Here is an 18,927-nt window from a genome sequence, read left to right on the forward strand (position 1 = left end):
GCTCCGGCGTACGGAGCCGCATTGCCGCTGCGTACGCCGGAGGTGGTCAGTTGGGGAGTCATTTCACCCTTCGGGCGGGGCTCCCGGAGGAGCGGAGGCCAAGAATTCAGTCCTCGCTGGTCGTGGACTGCTCGGCGGAGTCTACGTCGTCGATGCGGTAGCGGGCCGCGGCCTCGGTCACCTTCGACGCGTCGATCGCACCGGTGCGGGCCAGTGCGGACAGTGCGGCGACCGCGATGGACTGGGCGTCGACGTTGAACACGCGGCGTGCTGCCGGACGGGTGTCGGAGAATCCGAAACCGTCCGTGCCGAGGGTCGTGTAGTCGCCCGGAACCCACTTGCGGATCTGATCCTGCACCGCGCGCATCCAGTCCGACGCCGCGATGAACGGTCCCTGTGCCTGCGACAACGCCTGGGTGATATAGGGCGCCTCCACCTCGATACCCGGATTGCGCAGTGCGGCAATCTCTTTGGCGAGCGCCTCGCGACGCAGCTCACTCCACGAGGTCACCGACCACACATCGGCCTGCACACCCCATTCGGCCAGCAATTCCTGCGCACGCAGGCCGTCGGGCACCGTCACGCCCGAGACCAGGATCTGCGCTCGCACCGAACCCTCGCCGCCGCGCTTGTACAAATAGAGACCCTTGAGCAAACCGTCGATATCGATGCCGTCCGGCTCGGGCGGCTGGGGGTAGGGCTCGTTGTACAGGGTGATGTAGTAGAAGACGTTCTCCCCGCCGAAGGCATCCTCGTGCTTGTGCGGATGTGTGCCCGGCACCGCGGCGGGGTCGGGCGCGGTGGTGCCGCCGCCGTACATCCTGCGCATGCCGTCGCGCACGATGTGCGCGATCTCGAACGCGAACGCCGGGTCGTAGGCGACCGCCGCCGGATTGGTCGAGGCGAGCAGTAGCGAGTGACCGTCGTTGTGCTGCAGGCCTTCACCGGTCAGCGTGGTTCGCCCGGCGGTAGCTCCGAGCACGAAGCCGCGGGCGAGTTGATCGGCCGCCGCCCACAGGCCGTCACCGGTGCGCTGGAAGCCGAACATCGAGTAGAAGATGTACAGCGGGATCATCGGCTCGCCGTGGGTGGCGTACGAAGTGCCCACCGCGGTGAACGACGCGGTCGATCCGGCCTCGTTGATGCCTTCGTGCAGGATCTGCCCGATGTTGCTCTCCTTGTAGGCAAGCATCAACTCCGCGTCGACCGATGTGTACAACTGGCCGTTGCGGTTGTAGATCTTCAACGAAGGGAACCACGAGTCCATCCCGAAGGTGCGGGCCTCGTCGGGGATGATCGGAACGATGCGATCGCCGATGTTCTTGTCCCGCAACAGCTCCTTCATCAGCCGCACGAACGCCATCGTGGTGGCGACGCTCTGCTTGCCCGAACCCTTGCGCACGCCGCGGTACGGCTCGTCGCCGGGAAGTTGCAGAGGCTTTGCCGCAGTGCGTCGTTCGGGCAGATAACCGCCGAGCGCCTTGCGGCGGCCCAGCAGGTACTGGATCTCCGGGGACTCCATGCCGGGGTGGTAGTACGGCGGCAGGTAGGGGTTCTCTTCGAGCTGGGCATCGGTGATCGGGATGCGCTGCACGTCGCGGAACGCCTTGAGGTCGTCCAGCGTCATCTTCTTCATCTGGTGGGTGGCGTTGCGCGCCTCGAAGTGCTTGCCCAGGCCGTAACCCTTGATGGTCTTGGCCAGGATCACCGTCGGCTTACCCTGATGTGCCAGCGCCGCCGCGTACGCCGCGTAGATCTTGCGGTAGTCGTGGCCGCCGCGCTTGAGGTTCCAGATCTCCTGATCGGTCAGCCCTTTCACCAATTCCTTGGTGCGCGGGTCGCGGCCGAAGAAGTGCTCGCGCACATAGGCGCCGTCGTTGGCCTTGTAGGTCTGGTAGTCGCCGTCGGGGGTGGAGTTCATCAGGTTCACCAGCGCGCCGTCGCGGTCCGCGCCCAGCAGCGCGTCCCACTCCCGGCCCCAGATGACCTTGATGACGTTCCAGCCCGCGCCGCGGAAGAACGACTCCAGCTCCTGGATGATCTTGCCGTTACCGCGCACCGGGCCGTCCAGGCGCTGCAGGTTGCAGTTGATGACGAAGGTGAGGTTGTCCAGGCCCTCGTTCGCGGCGACCTGGATCAGGCCGCGCGACTCCGGCTCGTCCATCTCGCCGTCGCCCAGGAACGCCCAGACGTGCTGGTCCGAGGTGTCCTTGATGCCGCGGTCGTGCAGATAGTGGTTGAACCGCGCCTGGTAGATGGCGTTCATCGGGCCCAACCCCATGGACACCGTGGGGAATTCCCAGAAGTCCGGCATCAGCCGCGGGTGCGGATACGAGGACAGGCCGTGTCCCGGGCCGCCGTGGCTGTACTCCTGGCGGAACCCATCGAGTTGGTCGGTGGTCAGCCGGCCCTCCAGGAACGCGCGGGCGTACATGCCGGGGGAGGCGTGCCCCTGCATGAACACCTGGTCGCCGCCGCCGGGATGATCCTTGCCCCGGAAGAAGTGGTTGAAGCCGACCTCGTACAGCGCCGCCGAGGACGCGTAGGTCGAAATGTGGCCGCCCACACCGATTCCCGGCCGCTGGGCGCGGTGCACCATGACCGCGGCGTTCCAGCGGATCCAGGCGCGGTACCGGCGCTCGACCTCCTCGTCGCCCGGGAACCAGGGTTCGTTCTCGGTGGGGATCGTATTGACATAGTCGGTCGAGGTCAGGGCGGGAATCGTGACATGCCGCTCACCGGCGCGCTCGAGCAGGCGCAGCATCAGGTAGCGGGCACGTCCCGGACCTTCACGATCGAGCATCTCGTCGAAGGATTCGAGCCATTCACTGGTTTCGTCCGGGTCGATGTCCGGTAGGTACGACGCCACCCCCTCGCGGATCACTCGCACGCGCGCCCCGGCGGGCCGGTTGGGCGCCTGTTCGGCGTCGCCGTGGCCGTCGGCAGCGGGACCGGACGAAGACATCGGGTGCAGCAGGTCGGTCAAAATCCATGCTCCTCGTACAGGGTGGACAGGCTGATGGCTCTGTTGTTATCGAGATCACCGGGTAGCTTGCGCTGGTAAGCGGGCTATCCGCCGCGAACGGATGGGGCGCATCTCACATCCTTGCCGATGATGCGTCCCAGGTCATCATGTCAGCCGGAAATCCAGTACCGTGCACGAGGCAAGATTTGCATCTATTGAGTGCCCTTGGACACAGTCGATGTCGAGAAGCGGGGAGGACGATGAAGCTGCTGGACCCACGCGGGTTCGGACTGATGTGCGCGACCGTGGCGGTCGGCACGGGATTGGTGGTAGCCGGCTGCTCCAGCTCCATCCACGGTACCGCTACCGCGAACGAGGTGGAGGCGTCGGCGTACCGGACGGAGATGGCCTCGTCCTCCGCGGCGGCCACCTCCTCGCAGAAGGCGGCCGCACAGGCGAAGGCGATCAGCGACAACTGCACGCCGTTCCGGGGCACGACCAGTGTCGCGGTCACCAAGTACAACGAGTTCGTCGATGCCCACGACGCGAACGCGCCCGATCAGGACGCCAAGCGCGACACCGCGGCGCAGACCCTCGAGGACGCCGCGAAGACGGTCGAGGGACGGGTGAACACGTCCGGTGACGCCCTGCCGACCGATCTGGCGCAGAAGTTCACCGCGTACGTGACGGCGGCTCGCGGGTTGGCCGCGGAATCGCGGAAGATGACCTACACCGCTCCCGTCGGCGCGCTCAACGACGCCAGCAAGCGGGTGAACGATGCCCTCAACGTGGCGCGCGACGCCTGTTCGGCCCGGTAGGGAGGCGCGCTTGGCCAGCTGATTCCACGGGAGTGGCGGCCCCTGGTTCCAGGCACAGGGAGACGTTGATCCCGGACGTGTTCACCGAACGGTCCCGCGACATTTCGCCGAGATTTTGGTCGGATCGGCTTGCGTTGTGGCGCTGGACCATGTTCGCTTGCAACTAACTATTGTCTGGAGTTGAGGAGGACACCACCGTGGTCGCCGCGGCGGACGCGCACAACTATGCTCAGAAGCTCGGCATTTCCCCCGGGCTGGTTGTTCAGGAACTGGGCTGGGACGAGGACACCGACGACGAGCTGCGGGCAGCCATCGAGGAGGAGAGTGGCTCCGAGATGCTGGACGACGACACCGACGAGGTGGTCGATGTCGTCCTGCTGTGGTGGCGTGACGGGGATGGAGACCTGGTCGACGAGCTGATGGATGCGATCGGTCCGCTGGCCGACGACGGCTTCGTCTGGGTCCTGTGCCCCAAGACCGGGGAGCAGGGGCATGTGGACCCCAGCGAGATCGCCGAGTCGGCGACCCCCGCGGGTCTGACCTCCACCACACCGGTCAGTCTGGGTGGTTGGACGGGAATCAAGCTCACCCAGCCGAAGACGCCCTCCAAGCAGCGCTGAGTCGCGGCGCGGCAGGGGTTCACCGGGGCGTGTGTCGTCTTCTCGCGTAACCGCACTGGATCGGGGCGGTCCGGCGAGTGTGGGAGCCGACGCTCACCGCGGTCAGTAAGCGAGCCCGTGCCGCGCAGTGCCGGCGCGGCACGCATCACAGACAGGAGGATTCGCGCATGCCACTCGAAGTAGGTACGGCCGCACCGGATTTCACGCTGAAGGACCAGAACAACCAGGACGTCAGACTGTCCGATTATCGCGGCGACAAGAACGTTCTGATCGTGTTCTATCCGCTCGCCTTCACCGGCGTCTGCCAGGGCGAGTTGTGCAAGGTGCGCGACGAGCTGCCCAAATTCCAGAACGACAACGCCGAAATCCTCGCGGTCTCCGTCGGTCCGCCACCCACCCACAAGATCTGGGCCGCCGAACAGGGCTACACCTTCCCGCTCCTGTCCGACTTCTGGCCGCACGGCGCCGTCGCCCAGACCTACGGCGTCTTCAACGACAAAACCGGCTTCGCCAACCGCGGCACCTTCGTGGTCGACAAGACGGGCATCATCCGCTTCGCGGAAATGAACGGCCCGGGCGAACCCCGTGACCAGGCAGCTTGGGAGAAAGCCCTCACTGCGTTAGATTCGTAACCCGCGCCTCCTCCAGAGGCCACCCACTCCGCTCCCGAGGCGGAGTACCGGGCGTATAGCTCAGCGGTAGAGCTCTGGTCTTACACACCAGCGGTCGGGGGTTCGAACCCCTCTGCGCCCACCAGGTCAGGGCCTATTTTTCCTATTGCCAACGGCTTCGGACGGGCTCAGTGTGCCCAGAATGTGCCAACGCTCTGAGACGTGCTACGAGGTCACTGGAAGAGGGTGGTCGCTGCGTGGCGTAGATCCTCGAGCTGCACGTCACTGTAGATGCGCAGCGAGACAGCAGGGTCGTGGCCGTGCCACGCCGCGACAATGTGGACGGGAATTCTCTGTGCCAGCATCAGCGAGACCGATGTGTTGCGAAGTCCCTTCAAATGGATGCGGCGCAGCCCGGCGCGCTTGCGGAGACGGTGGAACTGGTCGGTGTACCACTCGGGCCGGATCGGGGTGTTGTCTTCGTGTACCGCGATGAGACGGTCGTCCGACCACGGGATGCCCACCGCAAGGCATTCGGCCTTCTGCCGAGTTTTCAGGACCCGTAACGCGTCGTTGACGTCGGCGGGGAGCGGGAGGTCGCGGCGGCTGCGCTTGGTCTTGGGCAGGTTCTCCTCGGTGTCGTGGCCGATTGCGACGCGACCCCGTCGTATTCGGAGTTCGGAGTCGGTGATCCACTTCCACCGCAAACCCATGACTTCGCTGCGTCGCATTCCGTAGCAGGACAGTAACCAGCATGCGTAGAGTCGTTCGGCGCGGACCGACTCTCGGAAGGCTTCCACTTCGGCGACCGTCCAAGATTTGGCTGTTTCCGCTTTGCTGTCTGCCTCGTCGTCACGGTCGATGAGGTCGGGTGGTCGTTCGACCAGCGCAATTACGTTGCGAGGTAATGTGCCTTGATCGACGTAGGACTGAACGACGGACCCGAAGGTGGTCAGTGTCGAGCGGACGGTGATCGGCATCAACCCCCGAGTGTCGTCCTCGAAGGTGGCTGGGGCAGCAGGTGGCGCGTACACACCCCGTCGGAGCCGCACGACCCTGCCGGCGCGAAGGAGGGCCGACAGCCGGGTGTACACGTCGGTGTCCGGGAACTCTGTCTTGATTTCCCTCACAGGGATGCCGTCGGGGTGCTGGGCGACGAACGCGGCTACGCGAGATGAGAGTGAGTCGAGGCGATAGTGCCGTGGGCCGACGCGCCCTTGCTCGAGCATCCACTCGACGAGGCCGTCTCCGTCGGCCTTCGTCAGCTGCGCGAGTTGCTTGCCGCCCAGGTGACGCCGAACAGGTTTCAGATCGTACTTGTAGCCTTCCAGCGTAATCTTTCGGACTGCGCGTCGCCCTTTGAGCCACAGATCGCACGCCTCGTCGACAGTGTCGCGCGTGATACGCACATATTTGCCTTCTGCCAGTTCGGAGGAGATTCTGCGGTATTCGCGTCGCGCTATGGCCATCGTGGGGTATGTGAACCGTTGGCGGTCGCGGGTGCCGTCGGGCCTGGTGCCTATGTCGACTTGGAAGGTGTAGGTCACGGTGCCGTTTCTGGCGGTGCGCTTGTCGATCGGTTCGGCACGGCGGGTCCTCGGCGCTGTCGGCTCTCTGCTGGGCATGTCGAAGTACCTCCTTGTGTGCGTTGGGAATTCGCCAGGAACGGCCGAGAGGTGTTCGGGGCATTGGTCGGCCGCGTGTCGCCGAACCTTGTATGGCGGTTTCGGGCGACGTTGTCAGGGAGGACGCGATTGATCAGCGCCGGTGTCCGCGTGTCCGACATCTGTGCGTGCGTCTGACATCGCAGCACTGTGAATGGGTCTACCCGGCGGATGTACCGGCGTGGCGTACGTGAACTGCCGACGGTCGCGGGAACCGTTCAGCTTGGCTGCATGCCGATCTCGGAGTAGTAGGTCACCGTGCCGTTCTTTTGACGTGCTTTTTTCGGTCGGCCCGGGTTTTCGAGGTCGTGCCATCCCGTGCTTTCTTGTTGGTAGACGTTCTCGACCTCTTTGGTGGTGGGTGAGCGATCAGCCGGTGAGGTTGCGTGCAGCCGTCAGGACGCGGGAGACGGTGGACGGGGACATTCCGATGTGCGTTGCGATTCGTGCGTGTGCCCAGCCGTAGTCGTGACGAAGGCGCAGGATCGACGCGACCGCGGTGGGGTCACGCCGTCCGGAGGGATCACCGGCGCATAGGGTTGCGGCGACCTGCACCCAGCGGTCGGGGCTGTGCACTGGCTCCGAATCGGTGTGCGTCTCGCGGATGCCAGCGACGTACGCCGGATCGGGCGCGTGCAACGGCTGTGCACTGTGCGGATCAGGTTGCGCGTCGGCGTGCACGAGGTGTCCCAGTGCTGCGCCCATGCCGAGGATGGCCACGGGCAGGCAGGCCACGAGCATGGTTACCGGCCAGGGTGCTGTGGTGACTCCGGCGGCGTTCATGAGGTGGTAGCCGACCTGTCCGGCCGCGCCGAGAGTCAGCCCCGCGAAGGCGGAATTCCTTGCGTATCTGCGGGTTCGGACGGAGCGGATGCGGCCCGACAGCCATGCGTACAGTGCATAGGCGGCATAGCATTCCACGCCGACCGGCAGTGTGATCGCGGTGTTGATCGTGACCTGACCAGCGATGCCGGGCAGCAACCGCACCGGACCGAAGCCGGTCATTTCGCCCAGGCCGACCCATCCGGACCAGATCGCGACGAAGGCGGGTGCGGCCAGCACAAGGACCGGCCACGTCCGCAGTGCGCGCCGTTGTGCATAGTGCGGATCGCCATGCGCATGAAGCGGATCGGTGTGCACCGGCTTTGCATCCGGCGGATCGGGGTCCGGATCGGGTGTGAATGATGACGGAGCGTCTGCGGTGATGATCGTCATTGCCCTGCGATCTCCTGTTCGTTCGTCGGGTGCGGATTCGGGTTCGGACAGTCGGCGATGGCCAGTCCGCACGCGCGGTGCTGGCTGGGCACCGCTGAGTCCTCCGCATAAGGTGAGCGACTTGGCGTGTGGAGGCCGGCAAGCGTGTGGCGACCGATCGGCGCGTTATGACGGGCTGGGCTCGCCGCCGAAAGAGGATGGGCTTGTGAGCGGCTGGTCACCGACAGGCTGGAGGTCCAGTTCGCTGATCTCGGCGTCCACCGAGATCGGAAATTCGGTGGTCGCGGGGCGTCGGCTGGCAGGCATGGTCGTCCCAGAGGGCGATCTACCGACCGCGAACCCCGTGCACCTACTGGTTTGACCCGATAGTCGCCCGCCTTGGTCATGGGGGCGACTTCCGTGAAGGCGGCTGATCGCGTGACGATTTTCGCCTCATCCCGGCCGTGGTCGGCGGGCGTGCGGAGTCGTTATGGGCTAGCTGCGTTGTTCGGTATCCGCTGTGGTGTTCGGCGGGATCTGGAGCAGCCGGCGTAGCCAGATCGTGGGGATGCGAACCCGATTGCCGATGCGGACGGCTGGTATCTCACCGGAGTGCGCCGCAGCGTAGATCGTCGAGCGGCCGACGCCGAGAAGGTGGGCTGCGTCGGGAACCGACACGGTCGGCTCGTTCAAAAGACGCTCCAGCAGTGCCTTGTCACTCAGCGGTAAGCGAGGGTTTCTGTCCATCGTGAACTCCTGACAGGTGCAGTGCACCGGACAGTCCCTCGCTGCGGTAACTCTATCGCCTTCGTTGAGGGAGCGGAAGCCGTTGCGCACCTGCAATGTTCATCCGCCGGGTAGCTGATCTCGTGTCGAACCCATTGCGATGCAGCGGGATTCGTTTTTCGCTGCCCTGGAAGATGTTCCTATGGCCTGATCACTGTACGGGCGGGTAAATCTGTAGTGTCACTGGAAATATCGGGGGTGTTCGACCAGCTGCCGAATATGACCTACGACGGATCACGGTGGGAGCTGGTGTGTGGGTGGTCGGGCAGCTGGGGCGCTTTCAGGGGCGTTGCGGAGAGCGGTGCTGTTCGGCAGCAGGGCCGCCGGAGGTGGTGAACGGCGTGGCCCGCTGTGTACTAAGGCTTGGCACGAGCTGGTAAGTGGCGCACCAGGGCTGGCCGGTCGGTGCCGGGCCGTGGGTTACCTGCGGCGCGTATCCGTACCCAGCAGGGGCTTTACGATAAGCGGTTCTGTGGTGGTATCGGAGGCCAGAGGACGCCGCTGGGGCGACGTGCCGTGTGCGTTCGAGCGCGGTGAGGATGTCCGAGCGTGTGAGAAACCAGCTGCGTACCGACAGCTGCGTCCGGCTCGGCGACCAGCGAGTTCGCCAGCCCGCAGTTGGGCCAGATATTAGCGTCGGACTTACGCAGGACTCGGACACCGACGGGCAACCAGGATAGCTGGCGTGGAATTGTGGGCTGCTCTGTGGTTTTGTCTCGCCACCGGGAGATGGGTCCGTTTTTCCCACGTCATCTCGCGCCATCGGCAAGGCATCGGGTCGGGACCGCCGGCCGTCGAGAACCTCTCGGTGTGCCACGGCGATGCTCCTATTCCAGGAGACACGATCTGTGTCGATAATTCCAGTGCGTTAAATGATGCAAATTGCATCAGTTAACGCACTGGAACTACGAAATCTGATCGCGCGATGCTTTTCGGCAGCCGATGCGGACTTGGCTATTGGGGCCCGCTGGTGTGCCGGTTGACGTAGGCGGTGTACATGATCATCACGGCTTTTTCGCTGATTTCTGATCTGTGTACGCTGACCAGCTTCTCCTGTCCTGTGCTGGGGTTTTTCCAGCGTATGCGGTTGCCGGGTTCCCAGTTGTATGCGATGTGTGTGCTCGAGGTCCACCGGCTGGTGAACTCTGGATCCTTGCCCAGGGTTCGCAGCAGTTTTCTGGCTTGTGGTGCGGTACGGTAGCGTCCCATTCCGGCTTTGAGCCGGCCGACGATGTAGTTCGCTTGTTCGGGCCAGTCGGGGAACAGTTGCCGGGCGATGGGCAGGAACCAGTAGATGGACAGGTTCCCGACCTCTTCGATGCCGGGTAGCGCGAAGGCCATGGGTTTGTTGACGGCCAGCACGTTGGACAGCGGATCGAGATACATCGCCGGTACGTGCTGCTCGCCCAGATCGGTGAGATGGTCGATGAGGGCGGGAGTGTCCTCGAGGTGGCGGCGGTAGCTGGCGATGTCGGGCAGCGGGAGCGGGTCGGCGAGTAATTCCTGGGTGTGGCGGAGCTGTGCGGCGGTCAGGCCGTAGCCGGTGGCGAAGAGGTCGAGTGTCTCTGGTTTGGGACGGCGGGTGCCATTCTCGAGCTGGACCAGGTACGGCTGACTGATCGTGGTCGCTTCCGAGGCGGCCCGGCGGGTGAGTTCGCGCTCGTCGCGGAGCTGTTCCAGAAATGGGGGCAGCTCCGGTGCCGAGGCCAGAGGCTTCGGTCGCTTGATGCGGTGTGGTTTGCGGCGTCGTGGTCGATCGGGCTGTGTCCTGCGCATGCGATGCCCCCCTCCCTTGGGGCTTCCGAACATGGGATGAGCACGAATAGACTGAAAGGTTCCCCCGAACACTCTTAGACGTACCAGAGTTGGGAAGAGCGGGCAACACCAGAACTTCGCTATCCGATAGCGCATAGTTAGCAGAGACGGTGTACCGCGACCGACGGCCTGCCGATTCGAAAAAAATCCACTCCGGTCGTAGCGGGGCTTATCTGATGCACGCAGCATCAAAACCGCAGGACAACTACCAGAAAAATACGCCGATCCATTCTTATGCTGCGTGCATATATGCAACGCGCATCAGTTAAGAATCTAGATTTCCGGCGGTTCGGGGTGTTGTGTGGTGTCGGTAAGTGAAACCGCTCAGGAGGGAAAACCAGTGGATCCCAATGTCGTCATGACATGGCTCAACAACGGGCTGATTCTGTTGTCGAACGGGCTGACCGTGGCCGTGCAGATCCTGTCGTTGGCCGCGTCGTTCCTCTGACCGCTGCCTCGGTGTAGGGGCCTTGGCCTGGTGGTTCAGGACCGGCGAGGCCCCACCCGGTACATCTTTTTCTCTGTTCCCTTTCGAATGATCTTGCCCAGAAGGGTTTATTTCGCATGCCCACAATCAGCTCTGGCCGATCAGCTGTTACTGCCCGCCGAGGGCGCGGAATGCTGGCTGTAGCCGCAGTGGTGCCGATGGCGGTCATGGTGTCGTGCGCCGGCGCAGGCGTAGCGTCCGGAGCGGACACCGGCCCCGGACAGCCGGGAGTGAGCACCAGCCACACGCAGCCGGGCACCACCGCCCCCGCGCCGCCTCCCGCTGCGGCGCCACCACCGGCTCCTGCTCCGGTGGTTGACTCTCCGCAGCCTGCGGCCGTGCGTAATGGCCCGGTGCCCCGGCCTGAGCCGAGGAACGAGCCGGTCGCCCCGGTGCGGGTGCAGGATCTGCATTTGCCGCGTCCGGTGCCTCCGGTCGCGCCGATTCGCCCGCCGGACAACACGATTCGGATCGGTCAGTTCCAGACCCCGTCACCGGCGTGGTTGCCGCCGAACGTGCGCGACACGATCAACAACACCGCGGCAGGCGCGGAAGCCCAGGTCTCCACCGCGCTGGACTCGGTCGGCCTGCCCGCAGGGCGATCGGACGTGGTGGCAGGGGCGACCGTCGCCGGCGCCGGCATCGGCGGCGCCGCCGGGGCAGCGGTGGCCGGTGCGCCGGTCGCGGCCGTGGGTGCGGTGGTCGGCGGGTTGATCGGCGGCACAGTCGGCGGCATCGCCGGCGCGGCGTTGGGCACGGTTGTCGCGGTGCCGGTGATCGGCACGGTGACCAGCGGTGTCGCCGGAACGGCCGCCGGTGCCGCGGCCGGTGCCGCCGCCGGCGCGGTCGTGGCCGGTGTCCCGGCCGCCGCGATCGGCGCCCTCATCGCGGGAACGGTCGGAGCGGGATTCGGCGCCGGAGTCGGAGTGGGACGATGAAGACGACCACCCAGCTCACACTCACCACCGTCGCCAGCATGGTGACATCCTGGACGGTCGCTGCGCCTGTGGTGCAGGCGGCGGTGCCGATCGGACCTGGTTGCCCGGCGTTGTATGTGGTGGCGGTGCAGGGCACCGGGCAATCCTCGCCGGGCGCGAGCGCGACCACGGATACCAGTGTGCTCGGGGCGCTGCTGGCGCCGGTGGTCGCGCTCGGCCCGAATCTGGTGCAGCGTAGTTACATCGGCTACGACGCCGGTTTCGGCGGCGCGGTCCCGGGCGGGGGAGCGGCCCCTTATGCCACGTCGGCGACCGAGGCGGTCCGTCTCATCGGCGACGCGGCCCGGCAGATCGCCGCCACCTGTCCGGCCACCGCAATCGCGGGCGTCGGGTATTCGCAGGGCGCGCAGGCGTGGTCGGAGGTCGCCGAGGAGATCGGCGCAGGCCGCGGCCCGGTCCCGGCGGACCGGATCGCCGCGGTCATCCTCTACGCGGACCCCGACCGCCCGGCCCGATCGCCTGCAATCGCGGGCCGGCCGGGCCAGACCCACCCCGACCCCGCGCCCGGAACCCCCGGTACCGCGGTAGCCGGTGTGCAGATCACCAGCCCCACGGTCGCGGGTGCCGGTATCGGCGCCACCGGGCAGGGGTACGGCTCTTTGACCGGCCGTGTCGCGGAAATCTGCGCCTCCGGTGATCTGGCATGCTCCGCGCCTGATCACGCCGCGATCCTGCGATTCGCTGCGCGCTTGGCCGCGCAGGCGGACCTGCGGAACCCCGTGGCGGCTCTCGGCTCGCTCAACACTCTGTTGACCAGTGCCCTGGGGAACGCGTGGACCACCATCGTCGGCAACGACTTCACACTCGCGAACGGCACCGTCGATTACACACCCCGAAAACCGCTGTCGCAGAGGCTCATCGAGGCAGCCGACCCTCGGACGCCGGCGCCCGCCGCGGATCAGGTGAACACGGCCAATACTCGATGGGCCCAGATCACTGCCGCTGTAGCAGCCAACCCGATCGCGGTGCTTCCCAAACTCGCCGGGCAGCTGGCCGCGGCGGTCGGCCAGATGGCGGGGGACAACGCGGACTTGACCAACCCTGCGGTATGGGTGCAGTTCGCGGACACCGTCGCAGCACACACCGGTTACGCCAGCAGCGGCCAACTCGCCTCGGGGGCTGCCTGGTTGATCGCGTGCGCTCACGACGTGGCCGAGGGGAGGCGCTGATGAACACCACCCCGGAAATCGACAGCCACTACGCCGAAGTTGTGATCGCCCGTGACTGCGGCCCTGGGGATGTGCTGCGCGCCCGTCCAACCACTGCGCCGGGCCTGAATCATGTCCGGGAAGCCCGGCAGCTGGTGTACGTGTCCACCGACTCCTACGGGGAGAAGATCCCGGTCTCGGGAATCGTACTGCTCCCCGAAGTCGCTCCGAACATTCCTCATCCGCCGATCCTGGTGTACTGCACCAGCTTTCACGGACTCGGTGGCCCGGCGCCCTCGCAACTGCTTGCCGCTGGTACCGAACCCGAGTCCCACCGGATCGATGCCGCGCTAGCGCGTGGGTTCATCGTGGCCGTCCCCGATGGGGAAGGTATGGGCATCGCTGGTGCCGGCCCGCACACGTTCTTGGCCGCGAACGCCGCCGCGCACACCGGACTCGATATCGCCCGCGCCACAGCACATCTGGCGGATATCAAGACCAGTACGGCGTCACCGGTGGTGATGTGGGGATATGCCGACGGAGGCCGCGCGGTAATCGCCGCGGCCGAACAACACCGCCAGTACGCGCCAGAGCTCTGCCTGCGCGCGGTGGCGGCCGGAGCGGTGCTCGCCGACCCAGGCTCACTCGCGGCCGAGTTGAACGAAACCGGCTGGGCCTTCCTGGTATGGGCTGCTGTCGTAGGGCTGTCGCACGCCCATCAGCATCTCCCGTTGCGACACGTACTCACCAACGAAGGCCGTCGAATCGCCGCTGCGGCAGCGAATCTCAGTGCGGCAGCTCTAGCCGAAGGCTACCGCCGACCACTGGGGGAATTCTCCGAGCGCCCGGATCCATGGAACGACCCGATGTGGCGATACGTTCTGGCCCGGGAAAAGATCGGCCTGACGGTCCCTGACGTGCCGGTGCACCTGTATCACGGCACCGACGACGACCTCGTCCCTCACGCGCAGGGCCACGCGGTATACCAGCACTACCTGGCCGCCGGCGCGAAGGCGACGTGGCGCGAATACGCCACAGACCACCTCGGCGCGGCCATCTACAGCATCGACGATGCACTCGACGCACTCAGCCAGCACCTGCATCCCCCCGCTCAGCCGGCAACGCAGACGCCCTCGGTGTTCCTGCGGACACGGCAGCGAATGAATGCGTTTCTGCGGCAACACCTTCGAATGTCCGCAGCCCGAAGGAGGTGAAAGTTATGTGCCACAGGGCGGATCCCAGCAGATCCACGACTCGATACACCGGTCAGACGCGCGGGCCGCGCGCCGCGATCTGTGTAGGCGTGACCTCGGCAATCCTGGTGTGCTCGTCGGGACCCGCACCAGCGCAGCCACCCACCTCGGCTGTACCTCTGGGGACTACGTGTCCCGCGTTGTACGTGTTCGGGGTACAGGGCACGGACCAGACGTCGGCGGATGCGGTAGCGACTGCGGACACCGGTGCCCTCGGGCAGTTCTTCGGGCCCCTGGAAGCCGCCGCAGGCAGCGACATCCAACGCGCTTACGTTCCTTACGGCTACACCGCCGACGGTACGACGCAACAACCGTTCGACCAAGCGGTCACCGCTGCCACGACCGAGTTGGAAGCTCAAGCGCGTGCAGTGCTGAACCGGTGCCCGCGCACCAGAATCGGCGCCGTCGGCTACGGCCAAGGCGCCGCGGCCGTCGCGGCGTTCGCGCGGAAGATCGGCGTCGGATCCGGTCCGATTCCCGCTGACGCCGTGGCGGGCGTGGCCTTGCTCGCGAATCCCCGCCGCGGTGTTGGAGCGCCGGTGTTGCCTGGCCGTCCCGAGCAGGGAACACCGGACCCTGCGCCGGGCACCAGCGGATCGCACACACACGTGATCACCCTGACGAACCAGCAGATCAATGGCGCCGGGATCGCCCAGACATCCAGTGCGGCACCGGCTTTCGGTGCGTTGACCGGTCGGGTGGCGGACTTGTGCGTGCCTGGTGATCTGGCCTGCGATACCCCCGCGCAGTCGCCGATCGCCCAGACGGTCCAGAACATCGCCGCGCAGTCGAATCTGCACGACCCCGTCAGTGCGATCACCACCGTCGCGCAAGCGTTGGCGGGCACTGTGTGGAAGACCGCGGTCGGGGTCGCGGGGCAAGATATCCAGGGCGACAGCCTCGACCAGTTGTCCTATCAGCCCGCTAAATCCCTCGGCCAACGCCTGGCCGAGGCTTCGAACCCGAACACTCCGCCTCCGGGCCCGGACCAGGTCCTCTCGGTGTTGTTCCGGCTGGGAACGATCGGGTTGAACACCGTGGTCACGGTCGCGCAGAAGGTCCTGACTCCCGCGACGATCGCCGAACTCGCCGCGGTCGGCATGACCAATCCCGGTGCGGCGATTGCCGATCTGGGGGTGAAGGTCGCTGGTGCGGTCGCCGAACTTGTCCCGCCTTCTACCGCGTTGGGCTGGGTCGACCAAGCTTTCGGCGCGATTACCTCCACTGTGAGCAGCAACGATCTCTACGACGTGGCCACCCGAACCGCCTACAGCGACTCCACCAGCCACGGTGAGGCCTACAGCGTCGACCCCGGCACACCGCAGGGCACACCCGTGCTCGCCGCGGCCGCGGCCTGGTTCGCCGCGTTGGCCCACGACATCGCCGACACCACAGGGCCTGCGCGGTCACCAGCACCCGAACCCACCAGTGCCCGCATTCCGGTCAGCACTACTCCCAGCGCCACCGATACCGAAACCAACGACCCACCGACCACCCCGACTCGCTCGGTCACCACGTCGAGCCCGTCACCGGAGCCGGTGAGTCCCTAGACCCCTTCGGCGGAGACATGTCTCTGCGTCAGAGAAGCCGGGCAATCCCTCGCGGGCCCTGAGCCGTCTCCCCGAAGGGCCGAGCCACCCACCACCGACACCACCACGCCTGGAAGGAGGCGATCATGACGCCCCACACCGCACCCGGTGCCGACACCGAGGACGAGCACGGCTGGGGCTGGCTCGCCACCACCACCGCACCACCGATTCCCTTGCGCCCCAGCACATCGGCCGCCCCGCCAACCGACGGCGACACCGAATGGGAATGGCTGGCCGACCCCACCCCGCACACCACACCGGCGACGGCAGCACGTCCGCGGATTCGGCTGCGCACGTGGGTAATTGCAGGATTGGCGGTGACCGCATTAGCGGGTGCGGCCACCGGTGCGATCCTGACGTGGCACACCGGGAATCAGCAGACCGCGCAGGTGGCCACCACCACGCCCGACATGGCCGTTGCGCCGGTGAGCCCTGCGTGTGCGGGCCTGACCGGTGTGGTCGTGACCGACCGAGCCGGTGATACCGGCACAGTCGCCGGGCTGATCGCGACCTTCGAATTCGATTACTACACAAGGCGTTCGGCTGATGAGGCGATGCGCACGGTCGCCGCGGACAGCGGGATCGTGCCGCAGGCGTTGGCGGGCGGGATCGCCTCGATTCCCCCGGGCACCCGCCACTGCGTCGCGATCAATCTGCTGTCTGGTGGGGCCGCTGATGTGCATGTGGTCGAACTGCATCCAGACCACAGCCGCGTCGACTACTTGCAGCTGATCAACACCCGCCGCACCCCGGCCGGGTTGGCGATCAGCACCATACAAGGGCGGCAATAATGCTGTCCGCCAACCGGTTACGCGCCATCGAACCCACCGCAGAGCCGCAACCGTCCGGCTGGATGGATGCGGACACCATCCAAGCTCCCAGTGCCGAGCGACTCGCTCCCGTGCGCCGGGCTCCGCTGCCGACCAGCGGACCGCATCCCCCGTTGATCGCGGTGATGGGAGCGCATGGCGGTGCCGGTGCCTCCACGCTGGCCCGATGGTGGGCGCATGCCGCGGACACCGGCGTGGCCTGGCCGGGCTCGCCGCGCAGCACCCAACGCGTGGTGCTGGTCGCCCGCGACTGCATCCCCGGGTTGGTCGCCGCGGCCGAGCGGCTACGCGAATGGCACGCCGGACTGGCACCGGACGGTGTCACGGTCGTGGCCCTGGTGCTGATCGCCGCCCGGCCCGGCCGCACCCCAGCGGCGGTGCGGAGGTTCCGCCGGACTGTCAGCGAACTGGCCGAGGCGGTGTGGCCGATCGGCTGGCACGAGGGCCTGCTGGTGCACGAACTCGGCGAGCTGGCCCGCTACACCCCGTTCGATCCGGCGCCGCCCCGCCGCGCACCTCTGACCCACGCAGTCCCCGCCGATGTGCACCGGGCGGGTACCGCGATCACCCAGCGCATCGCCGCGACGCGCGAAGGAAAAGGCACACGCTCATGATCCACACACTTCTGACCGGCCTGGCATCACTGGACGCGGTGACGATCACCCCCAAGGCACCGCCCGGCTCGCCCGGCCTGATCAGCATCGTCAATTGGCTGGCCTGGTTGACGATGCTGGCCGGCATCGCCGCGCTGATCTACGCGGGCGGCAAGTTCGGGTGGGAACGCTGGCACGGCGGCGCAGTCGAATCTCCCAAGATCGTCCTGGGAGCCCTGGTCGGCGGAATCATCGCCACCAGCGCCGGCGGAATCATGACCGAAATCATCAACTCCTCCAAATAGACCCGGAACTTATTGCCCGAGAGCAATTTTCACACTTCGCGCCAATGCACGGAAAGCCTCTGGCCGGGCGCGGACCATCTCAGAACGGAAGGTGCTCGCAATGTATGCCGAGTGCGACGAGATGAAACTCGCTGCCACGGACGGACTTCAGCTCGCGGCAACGCGCTGGGGAACACCAACGGCACCAGCCACGGTGGTGTACGTCCATGGCTTCCTGGAAGATTCGAGCATCTGGGCCGAGGTGGCGCAGCGCGTGCACGAGCGCGTCGAGGGCGGGATCGCGCAGCTCGTGTACGACCAACGCGGACAGGGACATTCCGGCAATCCGTCGCGCCGCCTCACTACCACGATGCGCCAGCTCGCCGAGGACTTGGACACCGTCCTGACGTACGCGAGCGGATCCATCGTCCTGGTCGCACACTCGACCGGATCGCTGATCGTGCACGCCTGGGCCGAGCATTACCCGCAGCGAGCCGCGGCACTGTCCGGACTCGTGGTCCTCAACGGCGGCGCGGAATTCCCCGAAACGCCCGGCCTGCCACGCAGGTATCGCCGCAGGGCACAGCAGTTGCGGCGTTGGCGGCACGGGCCCCTGGAGTCGGCAGCCACAGCCAGCGCCTCGATGCTGAGACGAAAGCTCCGGCGAGTCAGTACCGGCGCCGCGACAAACCTGCTTTCGGCGCGCTGTGACGCCAGGGTTCTGATCGATGTCCTGGACGCGCTGTACCGTGCGGCGCTGTCCGAGGACACCGCGCAGCGCCTACGGACCGTGCCCTCGTTTGTTCTGACCGGCGAACACGACCGCATTGTGCCCCCGACACAGTCGATCCGCCTCGCGGACAGGATCTGGTCGGAACTCGACATCGTCCCCGGCGGCGATCACCGACTGCCTTGCACGAGTCCCGACCGTGTCGTGGACGCCATCTTGGAAGTCTTGGAAATCGTCCACCACAGCAAGCGGATCGTCTCGACCGGTCTGTCGGACGACGCCGAGGACCTGCTGTGAACAAACCGTTGCCCGGTGCGGTGCAGCAGGAACTGGCCACGCTGCTGAGCTGGCTGGACTGGATCGTGCTGCTGCTGTGCGTGGCACGCCTGGTGTGGATCGGCGGCCAACTCGCCGTGCGCCTCTACCGCGACGAAGCCGTCGAAGGCCTGCTGGGATCCCTGATCGCGGTGACCCTGCTCGGCGCCGCCGGCGGATTCGCCCGCGCGCTCCTGCCCTCGCAGTGAAAACCATTGGGAGACAGA

Annotated in this window: 17 protein-coding genes and 1 tRNA gene; 13 read left to right on the forward strand and 5 right to left on the reverse strand. The window is 66.3% G+C overall.

The genetic code is table 11. The features are described from left to right. Positions 1-106: 106 nt before the first annotated feature. The gene (aceE, locus tag NV1_RS15715) at positions 107-2,965 is read right to left on the reverse strand and encodes a pyruvate dehydrogenase (acetyl-transferring), homodimeric type (protein ID WP_157117016.1); all 2,859 of its coding nucleotides are present in this window, start codon (positions 2,963-2,965) and stop codon (positions 107-109) included. A 260-nt stretch (positions 2,966-3,225) separates the two neighbouring features. On the opposite strand from aceE, the gene NV1_RS15720 reads away from it, so the two are divergent. The 4 genes from NV1_RS15720 to NV1_RS15735 all read left to right on the forward strand — a co-directional run bounded on the left by NV1_RS15720 (position 3,226) and on the right by NV1_RS15735 (position 5,159). Continuing rightward, positions 3,226-3,783 carry an Rv2240c family protein gene (locus tag NV1_RS15720; RefSeq protein ID WP_067891544.1) on the forward strand — a complete coding sequence of 186 codons (558 nt, stop codon included), beginning with the start codon at positions 3,226-3,228 and terminating at the stop codon, positions 3,781-3,783. Positions 3,784-3,980: 197 nt separating this feature from the next. Beyond that, a complete protein-coding gene (locus NV1_RS15725; protein WP_067891988.1) occupies positions 3,981-4,403 on the forward strand; it encodes a DUF3052 domain-containing protein in 423 nt (140 codons plus the stop codon). 167 nt (positions 4,404-4,570) lie between these two features. Continuing rightward, entirely contained in the window at positions 4,571-5,035 is a 465-nt protein-coding gene (locus NV1_RS15730) for a peroxiredoxin (protein WP_067891990.1), read from the forward strand. Positions 5,036-5,084: 49 nt separating this feature from the next. Beyond that, positions 5,085-5,159: transfer RNA gene (locus NV1_RS15735), tRNA-Val, on the forward strand. A gap of 88 nt (positions 5,160-5,247) precedes the next feature. On the opposite strand, the gene NV1_RS15740 is transcribed toward NV1_RS15735, so the two are convergent. The 4 genes from NV1_RS15740 to NV1_RS15755 all read right to left on the reverse strand — a co-directional run bounded on the left by NV1_RS15740 (position 5,248) and on the right by NV1_RS15755 (position 10,434). After that, on the reverse strand, positions 5,248-6,561 hold the full coding sequence (locus NV1_RS15740) for a site-specific integrase (RefSeq protein WP_245713734.1): 1,314 nt from the start codon (positions 6,559-6,561) through the stop codon (positions 5,248-5,250). Between the two features lie 486 nt (positions 6,562-7,047). Then, on the reverse strand, positions 7,048-7,893 hold the full coding sequence (locus tag NV1_RS44935; RefSeq protein ID WP_067891550.1) for a helix-turn-helix domain-containing protein: 846 nt from the start codon (positions 7,891-7,893) through the stop codon (positions 7,048-7,050). Positions 7,894-8,367: 474 nt separating this feature from the next. Continuing rightward, a complete protein-coding gene (locus tag NV1_RS15750) occupies positions 8,368-8,619 on the reverse strand; it encodes a helix-turn-helix domain-containing protein (protein WP_067891553.1) in 252 nt (83 codons plus the stop codon). Positions 8,620-9,612: 993 nt separating this feature from the next. Continuing rightward, positions 9,613-10,434: an MmyB family transcriptional regulator gene (locus tag NV1_RS15755; RefSeq protein WP_067891555.1), complete on the reverse strand. Its 822-nt coding sequence runs from the start codon at positions 10,432-10,434 to the stop codon at positions 9,613-9,615. An 864-nt stretch (positions 10,435-11,298) separates the two neighbouring features. On the opposite strand from NV1_RS15755, the gene NV1_RS15760 reads away from it, so the two are divergent. From NV1_RS15760 to NV1_RS15800, 9 genes are all read left to right on the forward strand, one after another. Continuing rightward, entirely contained in the window at positions 11,299-11,898 is a 600-nt protein-coding gene (locus NV1_RS15760) for a hypothetical protein (RefSeq protein ID WP_157116958.1), read from the forward strand. After that, positions 11,895-13,127: a cutinase family protein gene (locus NV1_RS15765; protein WP_245713735.1), complete on the forward strand. Its 1,233-nt coding sequence runs from the start codon at positions 11,895-11,897 to the stop codon at positions 13,125-13,127. The genes NV1_RS15760 and NV1_RS15765 overlap by 4 nt, the downstream gene beginning before the upstream one ends. Then, positions 13,127-14,320 (forward strand): lipase family protein, encoded by a 1,194-nt coding sequence (locus tag NV1_RS15770; RefSeq protein WP_067891559.1) that lies wholly within the window; start codon positions 13,127-13,129, stop codon positions 14,318-14,320. The genes NV1_RS15765 and NV1_RS15770 overlap by 1 nt, the downstream gene beginning before the upstream one ends. Positions 14,321-14,499: 179 nt before the next feature. Further along, positions 14,500-15,909, forward strand: coding sequence for a cutinase family protein (locus tag NV1_RS15775; RefSeq protein WP_169813333.1), 1,410 nt, complete (start codon positions 14,500-14,502; stop codon positions 15,907-15,909). Between the two features lie 125 nt (positions 15,910-16,034). Beyond that, complete coding sequence (locus NV1_RS15780; RefSeq protein ID WP_067891563.1) at positions 16,035-16,739, forward strand: DUF8176 domain-containing protein; 705 nt, start codon at positions 16,035-16,037, stop codon at positions 16,737-16,739. Then, positions 16,739-17,392, forward strand: a complete 654-nt coding sequence (locus NV1_RS15785; protein WP_067891565.1) for a hypothetical protein — start codon at positions 16,739-16,741, stop codon at positions 17,390-17,392. Before NV1_RS15780 ends, NV1_RS15785 begins: the two co-directional genes overlap by 1 nt. Further along, positions 17,389-17,676 (forward strand): hypothetical protein, encoded by a 288-nt coding sequence (locus NV1_RS15790; RefSeq protein ID WP_067891567.1) that lies wholly within the window; start codon positions 17,389-17,391, stop codon positions 17,674-17,676. Before NV1_RS15785 ends, NV1_RS15790 begins: the two co-directional genes overlap by 4 nt. Before the next feature lie 100 nt (positions 17,677-17,776). Continuing rightward, entirely contained in the window at positions 17,777-18,682 is a 906-nt protein-coding gene (locus tag NV1_RS15795; protein ID WP_067891570.1) for an alpha/beta fold hydrolase, read from the forward strand. After that, positions 18,679-18,909 (forward strand): hypothetical protein, encoded by a 231-nt coding sequence (locus tag NV1_RS15800; protein ID WP_067891573.1) that lies wholly within the window; start codon positions 18,679-18,681, stop codon positions 18,907-18,909. The genes NV1_RS15795 and NV1_RS15800 overlap by 4 nt, the downstream gene beginning before the upstream one ends. The last annotated feature ends 18 nt before the right edge of the window (positions 18,910-18,927 follow it).

Source organism: Nocardia vaccinii NBRC 15922, assembly GCF_001613305.1.
In the GTDB taxonomy this organism is placed as follows: Bacteria; Actinomycetota; Actinomycetes; order Mycobacteriales; family Mycobacteriaceae; genus Nocardia; species Nocardia vaccinii.

What these genes read in the sequence shown, in the direction of transcription:
- NV1_RS15770 (WP_067891559.1), top strand. Translation starts at nt 13,127, where the DNA reads ATGAACACCACCCCGGAAATCGACAGCCACTACGCCGAAGTTGTGATC.
- aceE (WP_157117016.1), bottom strand. Translation starts at nt 2,965, where the DNA reads ATGTCTTCGTCCGGTCCCGCTGCCGACGGCCACGGCGACGCCGAACAG.
- NV1_RS44935 (WP_067891550.1), bottom strand. Translation starts at nt 7,893, where the DNA reads ATGACGATCATCACCGCAGACGCTCCGTCATCATTCACACCCGATCCG.
- NV1_RS15765 (WP_245713735.1), top strand. Translation starts at nt 11,895, where the DNA reads ATGAAGACGACCACCCAGCTCACACTCACCACCGTCGCCAGCATGGTG.
- NV1_RS15750 (WP_067891553.1), bottom strand. Translation starts at nt 8,619, where the DNA reads ATGGACAGAAACCCTCGCTTACCGCTGAGTGACAAGGCACTGCTGGAG.
- NV1_RS15730 (WP_067891990.1), top strand. Translation starts at nt 4,571, where the DNA reads ATGCCACTCGAAGTAGGTACGGCCGCACCGGATTTCACGCTGAAGGAC.
- NV1_RS15780 (WP_067891563.1), top strand. Translation starts at nt 16,035, where the DNA reads ATGACGCCCCACACCGCACCCGGTGCCGACACCGAGGACGAGCACGGC.
- NV1_RS15755 (WP_067891555.1), bottom strand. Translation starts at nt 10,434, where the DNA reads ATGCGCAGGACACAGCCCGATCGACCACGACGCCGCAAACCACACCGC.
- NV1_RS15795 (WP_067891570.1), top strand. Translation starts at nt 17,777, where the DNA reads ATGTATGCCGAGTGCGACGAGATGAAACTCGCTGCCACGGACGGACTT.
- NV1_RS15790 (WP_067891567.1), top strand. Translation starts at nt 17,389, where the DNA reads ATGATCCACACACTTCTGACCGGCCTGGCATCACTGGACGCGGTGACG.
- NV1_RS15720 (WP_067891544.1), top strand. Translation starts at nt 3,226, where the DNA reads ATGAAGCTGCTGGACCCACGCGGGTTCGGACTGATGTGCGCGACCGTG.
- NV1_RS15785 (WP_067891565.1), top strand. Translation starts at nt 16,739, where the DNA reads ATGCTGTCCGCCAACCGGTTACGCGCCATCGAACCCACCGCAGAGCCG.